This window comes from Aquabacterium sp. (assembly GCF_016195855.1).
In the GTDB taxonomy this organism is placed as follows: Bacteria; Pseudomonadota; Gammaproteobacteria; order Burkholderiales; family Burkholderiaceae_C; genus Aquabacterium.
In genome coordinates this window covers 15,106-31,492 of the sequence record NZ_JACPYU010000003.1, presented here as the reverse complement: position 1 = coordinate 31,492, position 16,387 = coordinate 15,106, and the positions used below count along the sequence as shown (strand labels likewise).

Annotated in this window: 12 protein-coding genes; 8 read left to right on the top strand and 4 right to left on the bottom strand. The window is 63.4% G+C overall.

All coding sequences use genetic code 11. The features are described from left to right. The first annotated feature begins 7 nt into the window (after positions 1-7). Together moaD and HY019_RS01760 are read left to right on the top strand one after the other, a co-directional pair. Positions 8-268 carry a molybdopterin converting factor subunit 1 gene (gene moaD / locus HY019_RS01765; RefSeq protein ID WP_290687887.1) on the top strand — a complete coding sequence of 87 codons (261 nt, stop codon included), beginning with the start codon at positions 8-10 and terminating at the stop codon, positions 266-268. A gap of 1 nt (position 269) precedes the next feature. Continuing rightward, complete coding sequence (locus HY019_RS01760; RefSeq protein WP_290687885.1) at positions 270-821, top strand: molybdenum cofactor biosynthesis protein MoaE; 552 nt, start codon at positions 270-272, stop codon at positions 819-821. A 42-nt stretch (positions 822-863) separates the two neighbouring features. Here HY019_RS01760 and HY019_RS01755 read toward each other — a convergent pair whose 3' ends face one another. Then, on the bottom strand, positions 864-2,300 hold the full coding sequence (locus HY019_RS01755) for a carotenoid oxygenase family protein (protein ID WP_290687884.1): 1,437 nt from the start codon (positions 2,298-2,300) through the stop codon (positions 864-866). Positions 2,301-2,456: 156 nt separating this feature from the next. Here HY019_RS01755 and HY019_RS01750 point away from each other — a divergent pair, with 156 nt between their 5' ends. From HY019_RS01750 to HY019_RS01740, 3 genes are all read left to right on the top strand, one after another. After that, a complete protein-coding gene (locus HY019_RS01750; RefSeq protein ID WP_290687881.1) occupies positions 2,457-3,623 on the top strand; it encodes a GGDEF domain-containing protein in 1,167 nt (388 codons plus the stop codon). A gap of 118 nt (positions 3,624-3,741) precedes the next feature. Then, positions 3,742-6,288 carry an ATP-dependent chaperone ClpB gene (gene clpB, locus HY019_RS01745; protein WP_290687879.1) on the top strand — a complete coding sequence of 849 codons (2,547 nt, stop codon included), beginning with the start codon at positions 3,742-3,744 and terminating at the stop codon, positions 6,286-6,288. A 186-nt stretch (positions 6,289-6,474) separates the two neighbouring features. Beyond that, positions 6,475-7,167: a type IV pili methyl-accepting chemotaxis transducer N-terminal domain-containing protein gene (locus tag HY019_RS01740; RefSeq protein ID WP_290687877.1), complete on the top strand. Its 693-nt coding sequence runs from the start codon at positions 6,475-6,477 to the stop codon at positions 7,165-7,167. On the opposite strand, the gene HY019_RS01735 is transcribed toward HY019_RS01740, so the two are convergent. The 3 genes from HY019_RS01735 to HY019_RS01725 all read right to left on the bottom strand — a co-directional run bounded on the left by HY019_RS01735 (position 7,142) and on the right by HY019_RS01725 (position 10,553). After that, positions 7,142-8,221 carry an MBL fold metallo-hydrolase gene (locus HY019_RS01735; RefSeq protein ID WP_290687875.1) on the bottom strand — a complete coding sequence of 360 codons (1,080 nt, stop codon included), beginning with the start codon at positions 8,219-8,221 and terminating at the stop codon, positions 7,142-7,144. The two genes, HY019_RS01740 and HY019_RS01735, sit on opposite strands and share 26 nt — an antisense overlap. Before the next feature lie 99 nt (positions 8,222-8,320). After that, positions 8,321-9,847, bottom strand: a complete 1,527-nt coding sequence (locus tag HY019_RS01730) for a fumarate hydratase (RefSeq protein ID WP_290687874.1) — start codon at positions 9,845-9,847, stop codon at positions 8,321-8,323. A gap of 103 nt (positions 9,848-9,950) precedes the next feature. Continuing rightward, positions 9,951-10,553 (bottom strand): TIGR00645 family protein, encoded by a 603-nt coding sequence (locus HY019_RS01725; RefSeq protein ID WP_290687873.1) that lies wholly within the window; start codon positions 10,551-10,553, stop codon positions 9,951-9,953. Between the two features lie 187 nt (positions 10,554-10,740). Between HY019_RS01725 and HY019_RS01720 the strand changes: the two genes are divergently transcribed. The 3 genes from HY019_RS01720 to HY019_RS01710 all read left to right on the top strand — a co-directional run bounded on the left by HY019_RS01720 (position 10,741) and on the right by HY019_RS01710 (position 16,299). Further along, positions 10,741-12,054: an HD domain-containing phosphohydrolase gene (locus tag HY019_RS01720; protein ID WP_290687871.1), complete on the top strand. Its 1,314-nt coding sequence runs from the start codon at positions 10,741-10,743 to the stop codon at positions 12,052-12,054. Positions 12,055-12,260: 206 nt separating this feature from the next. After that, the gene (gene acs, locus HY019_RS01715; RefSeq protein ID WP_290687870.1) at positions 12,261-14,243 is read left to right on the top strand and encodes an acetate--CoA ligase; all 1,983 of its coding nucleotides are present in this window, start codon (positions 12,261-12,263) and stop codon (positions 14,241-14,243) included. 214 nt (positions 14,244-14,457) lie between these two features. Then, positions 14,458-16,299: an MFS transporter gene (locus HY019_RS01710; RefSeq protein WP_290687869.1), complete on the top strand. Its 1,842-nt coding sequence runs from the start codon at positions 14,458-14,460 to the stop codon at positions 16,297-16,299. Positions 16,300-16,387 lie beyond the last annotated feature (88 nt).

Sequence of the window (16,387 nt, the reverse complement as noted above, 5' to 3'; positions counted from 1 at the left end):
GTCCATCATGAAAATTCAAGTGCGTTACTTCGCCTCCGTGCGCGAGAAGCTCGGAGCGGGTGAAACCGTGTCGCTGGACGGTGGCGATGCGCCCCGAACCGTGGGCGAGTTGCAGGGTTGGCTGACCAGACAGTCTGCCGCCCACGCCGCAGCGCTGGACGATGCCCGTGGCCTGCGCATGGCCTTGAACCAGACCTTGTGCGATGCCGACGAGCCTTTGAGCGAGGGAGACGAAGTGGCCTTCTTCCCGCCGGTGACCGGGGGCTGAGATGAGCAGTGCGCCCCCCGTTTTCCCGGATCGCTCTTTCGAGGCCGCCTTGGCCTGCGTGCACGTGGGCCCCGAGGATTTTGACCTGTCCTCCGAAGTGGCCCGCCTGCGTGGCCGCGACGTGGGTGTCGGCGCGGTGGTCAGCTTCGTTGGCACCGTGCGGGAATGGCATGAGCACGCCGGGCAGGGGGCGCGGGCATCGGTCATGGAGCTGGAGCACTATCCCGGCATGACCGAGCGCAGCATCGCCAAGCTCATCCTGGAGGCGTGGCGGCGTTTTGATGTGCGTGGTGTGCGCGTCATCCACCGCGTGGGGCCGCTGCAGGTGTGCGACCAGATCGTGTTGGTGGCGGTGACCTCGGCCCACCGGGGGCAAGCCTTCCAGTGCGCCGAGTTCCTGATGGACTGGCTCAAGACCCAGGCGCCGTTCTGGAAGAAGGAGTCCTCCGGCGGGGAAAGCCGCTGGGTGGACGCCCGCAGCGCCGATGATGAGGCCGCGGCGCGCTGGGGTGGCCTGAGCGCAGTCAACGTCCAGATCCAGCCCGGCGACTGAGGCTGGCCACGCGGCGGCGGCTGCGTGGCAGCGGCCAGGGCTTCAGTTCATCGAACTCAGATCGGTGGCAGCGACCCAATTGCCATGAAAGCCCAGTGGCACCGCCGCGGGTATCTCGACAATGGCCACGGCCGGAGCGCCCACATCGGCCGCATTCAGCACGTGCAACTCGCCCAGGCCGGTTTCCAGGTTGCTCACCAAACCCATCAGCCAGCCATCGTCTTCTGCGGCTTTGGCGTGCCGGGGCACGAATACGAATTCACCTGGCTTGATGTGCTCGCCAAAGCGGTGCTCGGTGGTGGTCCGCGTGGCCAGGTCGTGCTTGAGCACCGATTGCCCGCCCCGGGTGTCCACGCTGAACTCCACCGCGTAGGCGTAGCGATAGGGTTGGGCAAACAGGCGTTCATCCGGGCGCGGGAACTCCTGCTGGCGCTCCGAGATCACCTCGCGCACCACGCGGGTGCCGCCCGCAGGCAGCGTCCAGCGCTCGAAACGGGGTTGCGTGTCGGCCTCGGGGCCGATGCGGGAGTGCTCGAACATGTGGCGGTGCACCACCACGTCCAGCACGACCGAGCCATCGGCCTGGTCAAAGGCGTTGCAGGGGTGGAAGACATAGCAGGGGTCGACCTCGAACCAGCGCACGTCACTGGCTTGCCCGTCGCGCGGCAGCAGGCCTACCCGCGCGCCATGGGCGGGGTTCCACACATAAGGGAAGGGCGAGCGCTTGAGCAGGGACCAGAACGAGAAGGTGACGGGCAGGTCCAGCACGATGACCTGCGTGCGTGTGATGGCGCAGTCATGCACCATGGGCCCGTGCTTGACGGGGATGCGCACCACCTTGTCGACCAGGCCCTGCGCGTTCACGCGCACATAGCTCAGGGCCTTGCGCTCGGTGGCGTCGTACGTCACCGCATGCAGGTCGCCCGTGATCGGGTCACGATGCGGGTGGGCAGAGAAGGCGACGGTGGGCGCGCTGTCAAAGAGCCCATGGCGCACGGACTGGAGTTCGGCGTCGAGTTGCACCGGCACGGGGCCGGCCTCTACCGATGCCCACAGGCGGCCGGCATGCCCAAACACATTGGTGTTGACCGTGTCGAAGATGCCCCGCGTCTTGCCGGGGAGCACGTCGCGCCCCAGCGCTTTTTGCACCGTCTTGCTGCCGATCCAGCGGTTGCGATACCAGAGCGCCTGCCCACCCGAGAGCCGCACGCCATGCACCATGCCGTCCCCGGTGAACCAGTGGTAGCGGGCAGGCGAGGGCGGCTTGAGCGGGTTGGGGCCAATGCGCACATACAGGCCGTCCAGTTCGGGCGGGATCGCGCCTTTGACGCTCAGGGAGGTCGCGGTGCTTTCGCGGTCAACCGGGGCAAAAGGCCCTTCCAGGTACAGGTTCCCCTGTTGGCTTTGCTGCCCGAGCAACTGGGTGGAGGGGGCCGACTCATCGTTATTGACAGAAAGAGGCAGGCTGGCGTGGCGCATGATCGGCTCCTTTTATGTTGACATTGTGAACATAAGCATTGAAACGCGATATGTTCCCGCTGTCAACATGGTCCTGCTGTTGTTAAACGATGCAAGTATCAATCTGGGGGCCGGCGTGCCGATAAAGCCCTTACTTTCAGAGTATAAAAACCGGGCATGCTGTCGATTGATGTCTATACCTGCTATGCGGTTGCGGGCGCAGGCTCCCTGGTGGGGCTGGGCTTGTTGGCCATGGTGCGCACGGAACAAGCCCGTGTGAGCTATGCATTGGGGCTGTTCCGCTGGGCCTTGCTGTGCCTGTCGGCGCTGCTGTGCGTGCAACTGAGCCCTTTGAATCTCCGGCCGGAGGTCACCAAGGGGGCCATCGGTTTTGCCGGCATGGGCGTCGCGCTGCTGGCCTGGGCCTTCCGGCAACTCAACGGGCGCCGGACCTATCCCGTGGCGGGGCTGGTGGTGGTGTTGCTGGTGGGCCTGTCGCTCTGGGGAGCAGCTGCTTTTGGCACCGATACGCAGTATGTGCAGGTCATCGGCATCGTGTTCAGCCTGATCAGCCTGGGCATGGCGCTGGACCAGAGCCTGATCACCATCCAGAACGGCAAGTTCACCGGCGGCGATCTGAGCTTGCTGGTGGCGGCCTGCGAATTCGCCTTGAACTGGCTGGTCCTGCTGTACTGGGCTCTCACCCAGCCTGGGCCCTATCCCTCGCATTGGCTGCACACGCCAGACTGGCTCATGCCCATCACGGGGCTGAGCTTTGCCTTGCTGCCCCTGGCGGTGTCGTCCGTGGTGTTCGCGTCGGTCAATGACCGCCTGATGCAGCAGTTGCGTGCCCGCTCCCTGTCCGACGACCTGACGGGCGCCTTGTCGCGCCGCGGCCTGCGCGAGTTGGGCGAACGCATGGTCGCCTTGCAGTCGGCGCAGGCCAGCATTCTGGCGGTCTTGATGATCGATATCGATCTGTTCAAGGACGTGAACGACCGATACGGCCACGCCACCGGTGACGACGTGCTGCGGCATGTGACCAACACCGTGCGTGACCACCTGCGGGACGACGCCTTGCTGGCCCGCTACGGCGGCGAGGAATTCTCCGTGCTCCTGCCCGTCCGGTCTCGCCTGGAGGCGCAGTCCATCGCCGAGCGCGTGCGCGAAATCGTGGAACTCAGCCCGTTCGAGACACGCCGGGGCGAGATCCGTGTCACCGTCAGCATCGGCATCGCCTACCACCGCGAGGACACCTCGCTGGAAGACGACCTGGCCCGGGCTGACGCCTGCCTGTACCAGGCCAAGCACACGGGCCGCAACCGGGTGGTCAGCGGCGACTGATTGATCTTTCTCAAGCCATGCGGGCATGCAGGGCTTGAAATGTCTGGCCATCGCCTTATCTTCTTGAGCAATCGGCTCTGCATGTCTTGCGGGGCCCCTCCGACCACCGGGAGTGCTCATGCGACTCGACAAACTCACCACCAAATTTCAGGAAGCGCTGACCGAGGCCCAGAGCCTGGCTGTCACGCGCGACAACCCCTACATCGAACCGGCCCATATCCTGCTGGCCATGCTGCGCCAGGACGATGGCCCGCGCGCCTTGCTGGAAAAAGCCGGCGTCAAGGTGCCGGGGCTGGCCACCGAGCTGGAAAAGCAGCTCGACAAACTGCCCCAGGTGCAAGGTGCGGAGCAGGTCCAGGCCGGGCGCGACACAGTCAGCCTGCTGCAAGGCGCCGAAAAAGAAGCCCACAAGCAGGGTGATCCGTATATTGCCAGCGAGATGTTCTTGCTGGCCCTGGCCGACCACAAGGGTGACACGGCCTCTGTGGCGCGTGATTTCGGGCTGAACCGCAAGTCGCTGGAAGCCGCCGTCAAAGCCGTCAGAGGAGACCAGAAGGTGGACAACCCCGAAGCCGAAGGCCAGCGCGAAGCGCTCAAGAAGTACACCCTGGACCTCACCGAGCGCGCCCGCGCCGGCAAGCTGGACCCGGTCATCGGCCGTGACGAAGAGATCCGCCGTGCCATCCAGGTGCTGCAGCGCCGCTCCAAGAACAACCCTGTGCTCATCGGCGAACCCGGCGTGGGCAAGACCGCCATCGTCGAAGGCCTGGCCCAGCGCATCGTGGCCGGCGAGGTGCCGGACAGCCTCAAGAACAAGCGCGTGCTGGTGCTGGACATGGCCTTGCTGCTGGCCGGTGCCAAGTACCGCGGTGATTTTGAAGAGCGCCTGAAGAACGTGCTCAAGGAAGTGGCCAAGGACGAAGGCCAGACCATCATGTTCATCGACGAGATCCACACCATGGTGGGTGCGGGCAAGGCCGATGGCGCGATGGACGCCGGCAACATGCTCAAGCCCGCCCTGGCGCGCGGTGTCGAGAAGGACGCTGCCCTGGAGCGCCGCTTCCAGAAGGTGCTGGTCGGCGAGCCGAGCGTCGAGGCGACGATCGCGATTCTGCGCGGCCTGCAGGAAAAGTACGAGGTTCACCATGGCGTCGAGATCACCGACCCGGCCATCGTGGCTGCGGCCGAGCTGTCCAACCGCTACATCACCGACCGCTTCCTGCCCGACAAGGCGATTGACCTGATCGACGAGGCCGCGGCCAAGATCAAGATCGAGATCGACTCCAAGCCCGAGGCCCTGGACCGCCTGGATCGCCGCCTCATCCAGCTCAAGATCGAGCGTGAGGCCGTCAAGCGTGAGAAGGACGAAGCCTCCATCAAGCGCCTGGGCCTGATCGAAGAAGAGATCGTCAAGCTGGAGCGCGAGTACGCCGATCTGGAAGAGATCTGGAAGGCCGAAAAAGCCCAGGCGCAAGGCTCGGCCACGGTCAAGGAAGACATCGACAAGATCCGCTTCCAGATCGAGGAGTTCAAGCGCAAGGGCGATTTCAACAAGGTGGCCGAGCTGCAATACGGCAGGCTGCCCGAGCTGGAAAAGCGCCTGAAGGACGCGCAGGACAAGGAGAACGCCAAGACCAAGGCCAGCGGCAAGCCCACGTTGCTGCGCACGCAAGTGGGCGCCGAGGAAATCGCCGAAGTGGTGGCGCGTGCCACCGGCATCCCCGTGTCCAAGCTGATGCAGGGCGAGCGCGACAAGCTGCTCGCCATGGAAGACAAGCTGCACGAGCGTGTGGTGGGGCAAGAAGAGGCCATCGTGGCCGTGTCGGATGCCATCCGCCGCTCGCGTGCAGGGCTGTCTGATCCCAACCGTCCGTATGGCTCCTTCCTGTTCCTGGGCCCCACCGGCGTGGGCAAGACCGAGCTGTGCAAGGCGCTGGCCGGTTTCCTGTTTGACAGCGAAGATCACCTCATCCGCATCGACATGAGCGAGTTCATGGAGAAGCATTCGGTGAGCCGCCTGATTGGCGCGCCTCCGGGCTACGTGGGCTACGAAGAAGGCGGCACCTTGACCGAGGCCGTGCGCCGCAAGCCTTACAGCGTGGTGCTGCTCGATGAAGTCGAGAAGGCCCACCCGGACGTGTTCAACGTGCTGCTGCAGGTGCTGGACGATGGCCGCCTGACCGATGGCCAGGGCCGCACCGTGGACTTCAAGAACACCGTGATCGTGATGACCTCCAACCTGGGCTCGCACCACATCATGCAGATGGCGGGGCAGCCTTCGGAGGACATCAAGGACGCGGTGTGGGTCGAGGTCAAGCAGCACTTCCGCCCCGAGTTCCTCAACCGCATTGACGAGGTGGTGGTGTTCCACGCCTTGGACATGGCCAACATCCAGTCGATCGCCAAGATCCAGCTCAAGAGCCTGGAAGGGCGCCTGGCGCAGCTGGAGATGAAGCTCGATGTGTCTAACGAGGCGCTGATCGAGCTGGCCAAGGTTGGCTTCGACCCGGTGTTTGGTGCGCGGCCTTTGAAGCGCGCCATCCAGCAGCGCATCGAGAACCCGGTGGCCAAGCTGATCTTGCAGGGCAAGTTTGGCCCGAAGGATGTGATCCCGGTGAAGGTCAGCGAAGCCGGCGAGTTCGAGTTCGACCGAACGGTGCACTGATACAGGCCGGCGCAGGGCGCCGGGTTGATCAGGGCTTGATCATGAGCCACACGTGCTTGCGGGCCGTGTGGCTTCTTTCATGGTTTTCGCGGTCTTGATCGCCAAGGCTGCATCCTGGTGCAGCACCTGGAATGACCTTTGCATGAGCGGTGCAATCATCCAGATCGGCCTTGCCGCGCATCCACCATGCCCACCGCTGTCCTTTCGTCCCGACCATCAAGCCCGCCCGCTGCCGCGATGGCGCCCAAGACGGGCGCCGTGCCCTGTGCGGACACCCTGTCCCGCCTGATCAACCTGGCGGGGCGTCAACGCATGTTGTCGCAGCGCTTGACCTTGTTCGTGGTGCTGGCGGGAGGAGGGCGTGCTGATGCGCTGTCCACGGCCGAGGAGGTGCTCGGGCAGTTCAGCACCAGCCACCGCTTGCTGGCCCAGGGTGGGGACGGGCTGCCAGGCCTGTTCTCCCAGAGCTTGCGGCAGGCCTTTGATGGGGTGTCGCAGGCGCGGGCGCGCATCGAAGCCTTCATTGACTTGCTTGGCCGCACCATCAAAAGCCTGCGGCGTGGCGAGCCTTTGACTGACGCCACACAGTCGGCCGTGGTGGACGCGTCATCGTCCTTGCTGACTGTGCTGACCCAGATCACACAGGCATATGAGCAGGAGGCGCATCAGCTGTCGCGGGCACAACAAGCGCAACGCGCGCGCCTGAACGAGGAAATCCAGTCCGTGGCACGCGAGGCCCGTGTGGTGGCGTTCAATGCCCAGGTCTCGGCCCATCGCGCAGGCCCAGGTGGCCGGGAGTTCGCGGTGGTGGCCGCGCGCATGGCGACCATCACGGAAGAGGTCGAGCAACTCGTCAAGGCGTCGATGAGTTCGGCTTGAGTCGCGCAGGCAGGCGCCAGGTCTCCCCGATGGCGGCCACGTGGAAGTCCTTGTCAGACAGGCCCTGAGTCGACAGCGCCTGCGCCAGCGCCCTGGGCGGCTCATCCAGCGCCTCGTCCGTCAACTGAAACGTGCCCCAGTGCACCGCCAGCGCGCGCTGGCACCCCAGGTCCTGGAAGATCTGCACGGCTTCTTCCGGGTTGACGTGCTGGTCCTTCATGAACCAGCGGGGCTCATAGGCGCCGATAGGGAGCAGGGCGATGTCGAAGCCTCCACCCAGTTCAGGCGTCTGCTCGCGCGCGAAGTGCTGGCGGATGTCGATGAAGTCCTTCGAGTAGGCCGTGTCGCCCGCAAAGAAGAGGTGGCAATCAGGCGAGCGCACCGCAAAGCCGCCCCACAGGCTGCGCAGCGCGTCAGTCGCCGTGCGCGCAGACCAGTGCTGGGCCGGGGTCAAGGTCACCGGTATCCGCGCTGATTGCGCAGTGGCGTCCAGCACATGCGTGTCCCACCAGTCCAGCTCGATCACGCGCTGGATGCCGCGCCGTGCGAACCAGTGCTTGTGTCCAAGGGGCGTGATGAACAGCGGGCACCCGCCAGGCTGCTTTGCCAAGGCCTGCAGCGAGCCTTCGTCCATGTGGTCATAGTGGTTGTGCGACAGCAGCACCACGTCGATGTGGGGCAACTGATCCAGCCGCAAACCCGGTGGGGTCTGTCGCGCCGGGCCCGCCCATTGCACCGGGAAGCAGCGCTCCGAAAATACCGGGTCGGTCAGCATGTTGAGCCCGCCGATCTGCGCCAGCACCGTGATGTGCCCGATCCAGGTCATGGCGGGCTGCATGGCCAGGCCAGCCTTGGCATTGGCATGGATGAAGGCCAGGTCAGGCGCGACCACGGGGATGGGCTCGTGCATCGGGCGAGGGTGCCCGGCACGCCAGGCCTGCCAGCGCCAGCGCAGGATCTCGTGCCAGCGTTTGCCTCTGAACGAGATGTAGTTGTTCTGGAAGCCGTCTGGCCGGTGGTGCTTCTTGGCAGGGTTGAAGTAGGGGTTCTTCATGAGCAAAGGCTACTGCACGAACGTTGCTGTGGTGTTGCGAGCAAGAAAAAGCCCCGAGGCCGAAGCGTCGGGGCTGCTGTGAGCTATGGCTGCAAGCGATCAGGCCACGGCAACCGGGATCTTGCCGATCTTGGCCTGCCAGGTCTTGGGCCCTTCGATGTGGGCGCTGGTGCCGCCACTGTCCACGGCCACGGTCACCGGCATGTCGACCACGTCGAACTCGTAGATGGCTTCCATCCCTAAGTCGGCAAAGCCCACCACCTTGGCGGCCTTGATGGCCTTGGACACCAGGTAGGCCGAGCCGCCCACGGCCATCAGGTAAGCCGACTTGTGCTTCTTGATGGCCTCGATGGCAGTGGGGCCGCGCTCGGCCTTGCCCACCATGGAGATCAGGCCGGTCTGGGCCAGCATCATCTCGGTGAAGCTGTCCATGCGGGTCGCGGTGGTGGGGCCTGCGGGGCCGACCACTTCGTCGCGAACCGGGTCCACTGGGCCCACGTAGTAGATGACGCGGTTGGTGAAGTCCACGGGCAGCTTCTCACCCTTGGCCAGCATGTCCTGGATGCGCTTGTGCGCGGCATCGCGGCCGGTCAGCATCTTGCCGTTGAGCAACAGGGTCTGGCCTGGCTTCCAGCTGGCGACTTCGTCCTTGGTCAGCGTGTTCAGGTCAACGCGCTTGGACTTGTTGTAGTCGGGTGCCCAGTGCACGTTGGGCCACAGGTCCAGGCTGGGCGGATCCAGGTAGACGGGGCCGGAGCCGTCCATCACGAAGTGCGCATGGCGGGTGGCCGCACAGTTCGGGATCATGGCAATGGGCTTGGAGGCGGCGTGCGTGGGGTAGGTCTTGATCTTGACGTCCAGCACGGTGGTCAGGCCACCCAGGCCTTGCGCGCCGATGCCCAGGGCGTTGACCTTCTCGTACAACTCGATGCGCAGCTCTTCCAGCTTGTTCTGGGGGCCGCGCTCCAGCAGTTCGTACATGTCGATGTCGTCCATCAACGATTCTTTGGCCAGCAGGGCGGCCTTTTCAGCCGTGCCGCCTACGCCAATGCCCAGCATGCCGGGCGGGCACCAGCCCGCGCCCATGGTCGGCACGGTCTTGAGCACCCAGTCCACGATGTTGTCGGACGGGTTGAGCATGTAGACCTTGGACTTGTTCTCGGAGCCACCACCCTTGGCGGCCACGGTCACGTCCACGGTGTCACCGGGGATCAGCTCCATGAAGACCACGGCAGGCGTGTTGTCCTTGGTGTTCTTGCGCTCGAAGATGGGGTCAGACAGGACCGAGGCGCGCAGCTTGTTGTCCGGGTTGTTGTAGCCACGGCGCACGCCTTCGTCCACGGCCTCCTGGATGGAGCGGGCACCAAAGCCTTCCCACTTCACGCCCATCCCGATTTTCAGGAAGACGTTGACGATGCCGGTGTCCTGACAGATGGGGCGGTGGCCTTCGGCGCACATGCGCGAGTTGGTCAGGATCTGGGCGATGGCGTCTTTCGCTGCCGGGCTCTCTTCACGCTCGTAAGCGCGGGCCAGGTGGGCGATGTAGTCAGCGGGGTGGTAGTAGCTGATGTATTGCAGCGCGGCTGCGACACTTTCAACGAGGTCGTCGTAGCGAATGGTCGTCATGGCAGTGGCCTTTGTGGGGCGTTTTTTGGGGCGGGGAGGGTGATACGGGAAAACCGACATTGTGCCAAGGACGCGCGCACTTGGCGCGCCGGCGGCGTGCCGATCAATGTTTCTCGTGCGTATCCCCCACCGGATGCAGGATGCGGTCGGTGGCCGCAATGGCCATGGCCGACAGCAGGAAGGCGATGTGGATCACCGTCTGCGCGATCAAGGCCTTGTCCGAGTAGTTCTCGGCGTTGATGAAGGTCTTGAGCAGGTGGATGGACGAAATCCCGATGATGGCCGTACCCAGTTTCACCTTGAGCACCGAGGCATTGACGTGGTCCAGCCACTCGGGCTGGTCGGGGTGGTCTTCCAGGTTCATGCGGGACACGAAGGTCTCGTAGCCGCCCACGATCACCATGATCAGCAGGTTGGAGATCATCACCACATCGATCAGGCCCAGCACCACCAGCATGATGGTGGTCTCGGTCAGGTGATCGGGGGCCGTGCCCCCATGCTGGCCAGAGGCCTCGAAGATGGCTTTGAGCGCGTCCTGGTTGCCCAATGCCGCCTCGACCAGGTGAACCAGCTCGACCCAGAAGTGAAAAACGTAGACCACTTGCGCCAGGATCAGGCCGAGGTACAGCGGCAACTGCAGCCACCTGCTGGCAAAGATAAATGATGGCAGGAGACCTGTTTTGGGTGACTTGTGATTGCTGCTCATGGGGGGTGTGGTGACCAAGTGTGAGAGGGGATTTTAGTTTTGTCTGCTGGACCAGGTCCTGGCGTGACAATTTTCCGCAAGGCTTGGCTGGCTTTGTTGATAAGCCATGCGTTGCATGCCTGTGTCCATCAAAATGAAACCGTGCACGCAAACCATTGCGAGTGTTGTCGTTTCTGGACTGGTTACCTTGACGAATCAAACCGCCCATTCCACGGTCAATGTCCATTATCTGGACCACGTGATGACCGTGGCTGAAGAGCGCCAGGTAGAGGCCACGGAAGATATTTATTCCGAAAATGGCATGAAACTGGTGGCAAAGGGTTATGCCATTAACCGGTCCATGCGCGAGCGCTTGATCGAGCACAAACTGATCAAGCCGCTGGAAGATTGCATGGCGGTGTCTGATGGCGTCACTGGCAAGCGGTGTGCGGAGATGGCCGAGCGCATGCTCGACACCTACCCTGCGCTGCGTGCCGTGTGCCTGTCCGATAAACGAGCCAGCCCGATCAAACTGATTGCCGACAGCACTTTTGCCGGGCGCTTGCAGACGCTGTTGACGGTTTACACCGAGCACCAGGCAGGCAAACTGGATCACGCCGTGTGCGTCGCCCTGCTGGCCATCAGCCTCGTGCAGCGCATGATGCCCGGCGAAAACGATGCGCTCAGCGTGATGCTGGTGGCAGCCTTGGGGCACGATGTGGGCGAGCTGTACATTGACCCCCGCTACCTGGAGAAAGACGCTCAGTTGGGGCCCAAGGAGTGGCGCCACATCGCGGCCCATCCGGTGATCGCCCATGGCCTGCTCAAGGATCTGGTTGGCCTTGCCAAGCCGGCCAGCGCCCTGATCCTGGACCACCACGAGCGCCTTGACGGTTTTGGCTATCCGCAAGGGCGCCGCATGGGGGAGGTGTCTGACAGCGCCCAGATCCTGGCCGTGGCCGAGATGCTGGGCGGGATGCTCGACAAAGGCGGCGGCGCACTTCAGCAGGCCGATGTGGCGGTCAAGCTGATCCATGGCGAGTTCAGTCGCCCCGTGATCGACGTGGTCAGCCGCACCTTCCGCGAATGCCGTGAGGCTGATGCTGCCGCTGAAGGCGAGGCCTTGAAGGATGCCTTGAACATGTCGCGCGAGCTGGGCGAGCGGCTGGACCGCATCTTGTCCGTGCAGGCCGAGTTCAAGCCCATGTTCGATCGGGCCAGTGGGCCCTTCAAATCCCTGTGGGGGCATGCGCTGGAGCGCTCCGAAAGCATCCGGCGCGCCTGGTCCAGCACGGGCCTGGATGTTCAGCCCGACGGGGCCTGGCTGCAAAACGAGTCTCCCGCCATGCAACGCGAGGTGGCCGCCATCCTCAGGGAAATCAACTGGCGCCTGCGGGAGCTGGACCGGGAGTTGCTCGCACGCGTCATTCGCCACGCGGGTGGCGATCTGCCCATGCTGGAGCGCTACCTCAAAGAAGTTCGCGCAACCACTGGCGCGATAGAAGGTGCGGCTGTATCGTGAAAGCACCGAGGCATATGTCACACCTCCTCTGATTTCTGCGTCGGTCTTGGCGCTTTATGCGGCCTGGGGCTTGGGGATAGTCCTTAGTTGGATGACCCAAAGTTGGGCGCATGGTGCCGAGTTGGCTAGGTTTGTCTGCAACCCAGGCAAATCTTGACCGATTGAAACCGCGACGCCACAAGCGCCGCCAGATGGAGTTAAAAGACATGACTGGCCCAACTGAGACCACAAATCAGAACAAGCAATATCCTGTTCCCGAGGCCTTTGCCCGTACTGCCCACGTAGGCAGCCGAGCGGCCTACGACAAGCTGTGCGCCCAGGCGCAAGAAAACTACGAGGGCTACTGGGCCGATCTGGCCAGGCAGTTCCTGAGCTGGCACAAACCCTTCACCAAGGCCCTGGACGAATCCAACGCCCCGTTTTTCAAGTGGTTCGAGGATGGTGAACTGAACGCGTCCTATAACTGCCTGGATCGCAACATCGAGGCGGGTCTGGGCGACAAGACCGCGATCATCTTTGAAGCCGACGATGGCCAGGTCACCCCGGTGACCTACAAGGAGTTGCTGACCCGCGTCTCGAAGCTGGCCAACGCGCTGAAGGCCCAGGGCGTCAAGAAGGGTGACCGCGTCGTGCTGTATCTGCCGATGTCGGTGGAGGGCGTCGTGGCCATGCAGGCCTGTGCACGCATCGGTGCCACGCACTCGGTGGTGTTCGGCGGCTTTTCGGCCCAGAGCCTGCGGGACCGCGTGGAAGACGCGGGTGCCGTGGTCGTGATCACGGCCGATGAACAGTTGCGTGGCGGCAAGGCGCTGCCCCTCAAGGCCATCGTGGACGAAGCCCTCACACTGGGCGGCTGCGACAGCGTGCGCCAGGTCATTGTCTGGCAACGCACGGGCGGCAAGGTGCCCATGGTGGCTGGCCGCGACGTGTACCTGCACGACGTGGTGGCGGCGCAATCCGAGGTGTGCCCACCCGAATGGGTCTCGGCAGAGCACCCGCTGTTCCTGCTCTACACATCCGGTTCAACTGGCAAGCCCAAGGGCGTTCAGCACAGCACCGGGGGCTACCTGCTGCACGCAGCCGTGACCACCAAATGGACGTTTGACCTCAAGCCCGACGACGTGTTCTGGTGTACGGCCGACATCGGCTGGGTCACCGGCCACACTTATGTGGCCTATGGCCCGCTGGCCGTCGGTGGCACGCAGGTCGTGTTCGAGGGCGTGCCCACCTACCCGGATGCGGCCCGCTTCTGGCGCATGATCGAGGCGCACAAGGTTTCGATCTTCTACACCGCGCCCACGGCCATTCGTGCCCTGATCAAGGCGGCCGAGTCCAACGACGCCGTGCACCCGCGCAACTTCAACCTGAGCAGCCTGCGCCTGCTGGGCACGGTGGGCGAGCCCATCAACCCGGCTGCCTGGGAGTGGTACCACCGCGAAATCGGTGGTGGCCGTTGCCCCATCGTCGACACCTTCTGGCAGACCGAAACCGGTGGCCACATGATCACGCCTTTGCCGGGCGCGCATGCCCTCACACCGGGCTCCTGCTCCTTGCCTTTCCCCGGCATTGACGCGGCCGTGGTGGATGAAACCGGCAAGGAAGTGCCATGGGGGCAGGGCGGCGTGCTCGTGGTGCGCAAGCCCTGGCCATCGATGATCCGCAACATCTGGGGTGATTCAGGGCGCTTCAAGAAGAGCTACTACCCGGCAGATTTCCAGGGCAAGTACTACCTGGCAGGTGACGGCGCCATCCGCGACGAGCACACGGGCTACTTCACCATCACCGGCCGCATCGACGACGTGCTGAACGTGTCGGGCCACCGCATGGGCACGATGGAGATCGAATCGGCGCTGGTGTCGCACCCCCTGGTGGCCGAGGCTGCCGTGGTGGGCCGCCCTGACGACCTGACCGGCGAAGCCATCTGCGCCTTCGTGGTGCTCAAGCGCCCACGCCCCACTGGCGAAGAGGCCAAGCAACTGGCCAATGAGCTGCGCAACCACGTGGGCCATGAGATCGGCCCGATTGCCAAGCCCAAGGACATCCGCTTCGGCGACAACCTGCCCAAGACCCGCTCCGGCAAGATCATGCGTCGCCTGCTGCGCGTGGTGGCCAAGGGCGAGCCTGTCACGCAGGACACCAGCACGCTGGAAAACCCGGCGATTCTCGATCAGCTGTCGCAGAGTAATTGAAAACTTTGGTTTTCAGATATTCGAATGAGCGTGAAACCCGATGTCGAAAGCCATCGGGTTTTTTGTGCTGGTGAAAACCCCATGTTGGAATATGTGCAATTTCACCGGCTTCTAAGCATTCACCCTCATTACATTTATTAACGACCCCCCCTAGATTGAGGGGTGAGTGCGCCACAAGCGTGCTTACTTCTGTAATGACGAGGAGCTCTACACCATGGCAAGCAACGTTTCCAGTGCACCTATGACGGCTGAGGAGAAGAAGGTTATCTTCGCCTCCAGCCTAGGCACGGTTTTCGAGTGGTACGACTTTTACCTGTACGGTTCTTTGGCGGCCATCATCGCCAAACAGTTTTTTGCCGGGCTTGACCCCACCTCGGCGTTCATCTTTGCGTTGCTGGCCTTCGCGGCCGGTTTCATCGTGCGCCCCTTCGGTGCCCTGGTGTTCGGTCGCCTGGGTGACATGATCGGCCGCAAATACACCTTCCTGGTCACCATCCTGATCATGGGTATGTCCACGTTCATCGTGGGCGTGCTGCCCAACTACAACGCCATCGGTGCTGCGGCCCCCGTGATCCTGATCGTGCTGCGCCTGCTGCAAGGTCTGGCACTGGGCGGCGAGTACGGTGGTGCTGCCACCTATGTGGCCGAGCACGCGCCGCACGGTCGTCGCGGCGCCTACACCGCCTGGATCCAGACCACGGCCACGATGGGCCTGTTCCTGTCCTTGCTGGTGATCCTGGGTGTGCGCACGGCCATCGGTGAAGAAGCCTTCGCCGACTGGGGCTGGCGCATTCCGTTCATCGTGTCGATTGCACTGCTGGGTGTCAGCGTGTGGATCCGCATGAGCATGAACGAAAGCCCGGCCTTCAAGAAGATGAAGGAAGAGGGCAAGACCTCCAAGGCACCGCTGACCGAGTCCTTTGGTCAGTGGGGCAACCTGAAGATCGTGATCCTGGCCCTGGTTGGTCTGGTCGCGGGTCAGGCCGTGGTTTGGTACACCGGGCAGTTCTATGCCTTGTTCTTCCTGACGCAGGCGCTGAAGGTGGACGGTGCGACCGCCAACATCCTGGTGGCCCTGGGGCTGCTGATTGGCACGCCCTTCTTCGTGGTGTTTGGTTCGCTGTCCGACAAGATCGGCCGCAAGCCCATCATCCTGGGTGGTTGCCTGATCGCTGCGGTGACCTACTTCCCCTTGTTCAAGGCCCTGACCGAAGCCGCCAACCCCGATCTGGCTCGTGCCCAGGCCACCGCCCCGGTGACCCTGGTGGCCGACCAGAACGAGTGCTCCTTCCAGTTCAACCCGACAGGTACCGCCAAGTTCACCAGCTCTTGCGACGTGGCCAAGCAACTGCTGGCCAGCAGCTCGGTGAACTACGAGAACGTGGCGGGTGCCGCGGGCTCTGTGGCGATCGTGAAGGTGGGTGACACGGTGATCAACAGCTTCTCGCCCACGAAGGTGAGCGAGGCTGATGTGCCCGCTGCCAAGGAGATCGCCACCAAGGCCAAGGAGTCGGCGCTCAAGAAGGTGGATGACATGAAGGCCGCTGGTGTCTCAGGCAAGGAGGCACAAGACAAGCTCAAGGATGCCGAGAAGGCTTTGAAGGAAGCAGGCGCGACCCTGGCTGCTTTCGACAAGGACGGCAAGGCCGCCGCGGCCAAAGTCATCGAAGCGCAGTTCAAGAAGTCGGTTGGCGCCGCTTTGAAGACGGCGGGTTATCCAGCCAAGGCTGATCCAGCCAAGCTGAACAAGCCCGTGATCGTGGCCATCCTGACGCTGCTGGTCATCTACGTGACCATGGTGTACGGCCCGATTGCCGCCATGTTGGTGGAAATGTTCCCGACCCGCATCCGCTACACCTCGATGAGCTTGCCGTACCACATCGGTAACGGCTGGTTCGGTGGCTTGCTGCCGACCACGGCCTTCGCGATCGTGGCCCAGACGGGCAACATCTACAACGGCTTGTGGTATCCGGTCATCATCGCCAGCATCACCTTCGTGATCGGCCTGCTGTTCGTGCGTGAGACCAAGGACGTCGACATCTACGCAGGCGATTGATGTGCTGATCTGTACCAGGCTGGTCGATGCCACAAGCGTCGGCCAGCCCTGAAAAACAAAGCCCCGCGTACAGCGGGGCTTTTTTCAT

Bases quoted from the DNA above. Each gene is read 5' to 3' on its own strand.
- moaD (WP_290687887.1), top strand. From the start codon at position 8: ATGAAAATTCAAGTGCGTTACTTCGCCTCCGTGCGCGAGAAGCTCGGA.
- HY019_RS01760 (WP_290687885.1), top strand. From the start codon at position 270: ATGAGCAGTGCGCCCCCCGTTTTCCCGGATCGCTCTTTCGAGGCCGCC.
- HY019_RS01755 (WP_290687884.1), bottom strand. From the start codon at position 2,300: ATGCGCCACGCCAGCCTGCCTCTTTCTGTCAATAACGATGAGTCGGCC.
- HY019_RS01750 (WP_290687881.1), top strand. From the start codon at position 2,457: ATGCTGTCGATTGATGTCTATACCTGCTATGCGGTTGCGGGCGCAGGC.
- clpB (WP_290687879.1), top strand. From the start codon at position 3,742: ATGCGACTCGACAAACTCACCACCAAATTTCAGGAAGCGCTGACCGAG.
- HY019_RS01740 (WP_290687877.1), top strand. From the start codon at position 6,475: ATGCCCACCGCTGTCCTTTCGTCCCGACCATCAAGCCCGCCCGCTGCC.
- HY019_RS01735 (WP_290687875.1), bottom strand. From the start codon at position 8,221: ATGAAGAACCCCTACTTCAACCCTGCCAAGAAGCACCACCGGCCAGAC.
- HY019_RS01730 (WP_290687874.1), bottom strand. From the start codon at position 9,847: ATGACGACCATTCGCTACGACGACCTCGTTGAAAGTGTCGCAGCCGCG.
- HY019_RS01725 (WP_290687873.1), bottom strand. From the start codon at position 10,553: ATGAGCAGCAATCACAAGTCACCCAAAACAGGTCTCCTGCCATCATTT.
- acs (WP_290687870.1), top strand. From the start codon at position 12,261: ATGACTGGCCCAACTGAGACCACAAATCAGAACAAGCAATATCCTGTT.
- HY019_RS01710 (WP_290687869.1), top strand. From the start codon at position 14,458: ATGGCAAGCAACGTTTCCAGTGCACCTATGACGGCTGAGGAGAAGAAG.